The 1,992-nt window shown below is 72.0% G+C and carries 3 protein-coding genes; 2 read left to right on the forward strand and 1 reads right to left on the reverse strand.

All coding sequences use genetic code 11. From position 1 onward, the window contains the following. On the reverse strand, positions 1-769 hold a 769-nt coding region (locus GWI24_RS43730), incomplete at its 3' end, for an ABC transporter ATP-binding protein (RefSeq protein WP_210951567.1). A 90-nt stretch (positions 770-859) separates the two neighbouring features. On the opposite strand from GWI24_RS43730, the gene GWI24_RS43735 reads away from it, so the two are divergent. Beyond that, complete coding sequence (locus GWI24_RS43735; protein ID WP_210951568.1) at positions 860-1,522, forward strand: TetR/AcrR family transcriptional regulator; 663 nt, start codon at positions 860-862, stop codon at positions 1,520-1,522. Continuing rightward, positions 1,510-1,815 carry a DUF6204 family protein gene (locus GWI24_RS43740; protein ID WP_210951569.1) on the forward strand — a complete coding sequence of 102 codons (306 nt, stop codon included), beginning with the start codon at positions 1,510-1,512 and terminating at the stop codon, positions 1,813-1,815. The genes GWI24_RS43735 and GWI24_RS43740 overlap by 13 nt, the downstream gene beginning before the upstream one ends. Positions 1,816-1,992: the final 177 nt, after the last annotated feature.

Here is a 1,992-nt window from a genome sequence, read left to right on the forward strand (position 1 = left end):
GGGGTTGCTCGGCCGTGCCCCGGCCGGTGATGGCCAGGAAGGCGTCCTGGAGGCTGGCGCCCGGATCCCCCGCATAACGGCTCTTGAGCTCGGCGGAGGTGCCCTCGGCGACGATCCGACCGACGTCCACGACCACGATCCGGTCGGCGAGCGCGTCGGCCTCGTCCAGGTAGTGGGTGGTGAGGAAGACCGTGGTGCCGTGCTCGGCGCGGACGCGCCGAACCAGTTCCCACAGCTCGGCCCGGCTTCCCGGGTCCAGACCGGTCGTGGGCTCGTCAAGGAACAACACCTCGGGCCGGTTGACCAGGCCCAGCGCGATCTCCACCCGGCGGCGCTGACCGCCGGACAGGGCGGCGGCCGGGCGGTCCATGAGCCCCGACAGGCCGAGCTCACCGGCGAGTTCCTCGGCACGCCCGGCCGCCGCGCCCTTGGACATCAGATGCAGCCGCCCCTGGGTGACCAGCTCCTCGCGTACGGAGCACCCGGGGTCCAGGCCGCCCGACTGGGCCACATAGCCGATCCGCCGGCGCACGCCCGCCGGATCGCGGAGCAGATCGCGTCCGGCGATCTCGGCCTCACCCCCGCTGGGCGGCAGCAGGGTGGTGAGCATGCGCAGGGTCGTGGTCTTACCGGCCCCGTTGGGGCCCAGGAAGCCGAGGATCTCGCCGCGGCCGACGGTCAGATCGATCCCGCGGACGGCGTGCACGGGGCCGCTGCCCAGCGAGAACGTCCGGGTGAGGCCGCGGACGCGGATGACGGATGAGGACATGGCCCGATCAGAACACAACGCGCCCCAAATATGCAATCGACTTAAAGTTTTGAAGCAAGTGCAAGTTTACAACGGGCTACACTGACGGCCATGAGCGAAGGACTGCGGGAGAAGCACAAGCGCCGTACGCGCCGGCGGATCGCGGAGGTGGCCACCGGCCTGTTCCTGGAGCGCGGCTTCGACCGGGTCACGGTCGCCGAGGTCGCCGAGGCCGCGGAGGTGTCCGTCAACACCGTCTACAACTACTTCCCGGCCAAGGAGGATCTGGTCCTGCCGCCCGACCAGGCATCCCCGCGGCGACTCGCCGACATCGTGCGCGAGCGCCCGCCAGGCCGGTCCGCCGCCCAGGCGGTGCTGGACCGGCTGCGCGAGGAGGTGGAGCGGCGCGACCGCTCACTGGGGCTGACCGAGGGCTTCGGCCCGTTCTTCGCGATGATGCGGGCCGCCCCCACGCTGGTGGCCCGGCTGGAAGAGCTCGGCCACCGGATGAACGACGAACTGGCCGCCGTGCTCGCCGAGGAGACCGGCGCGGCGCCGGAGGATCCGCTGCCGCGCGTGGCGGCCGCCCAGATCAGCGGCTATCACTCACTGATCTTCGGCGAGATCGGACGGCGCGTCACGGCGGGCGAGCGCCCCGACGCCATCGCCAAGGCCGTGACCGAACTCCTCGACGCCATCGAGGAGATGCTCGGCGCGCCGATGCTCGGCTACGCCGTACGGGAGGGACAGGAGGAGCGACCGTGTTCCGAGTGACGATCCGGGGCGCCTTCGAGGAGTTGAGCGAGGACGATCGCGAGGCGCTGCGCGATGCTGTCGACTGCCTCCAGGTCGCCTTCACCGAGGCGGGCACCTTCACCTGCGACCGGGGCCTTTCGGCGTTCACCTTCCGCTGCGAGGTTCCGGCGGAGCCGGATGACGGCGAGCAGGAGGCGACCGAGCGGGCCATCGCGGCGCTGACCGCGCATGGTTACCCGCATCGGATCCTGCGGATCGGCGTGACGGACATGCGGAACATCAAGATCCGCCGCAAGGGCCCACGGCGCTGAACGCCCACGAGGCGAGCGGCACACAGCGCGGGCCCGGGCCCGGCCCTGGGCCCGATCCTGGGCCACCCCGGGACCTGGGGCCGGGGCTTGGACCGTGGGCGCGATCCCGCGCGAGGGGCGCTGCGGGGCGTCCGGCGGGTCTTCCCCCTCCCCGCCCCTTCCCGTTACCAGGGGCTC

The organism is Streptomyces sp. MK37H (assembly GCF_018035285.1).
Taxonomy (GTDB): Bacteria; Actinomycetota; Actinomycetes; order Streptomycetales; family Streptomycetaceae; genus Streptomyces; species Streptomyces endocoffeicus.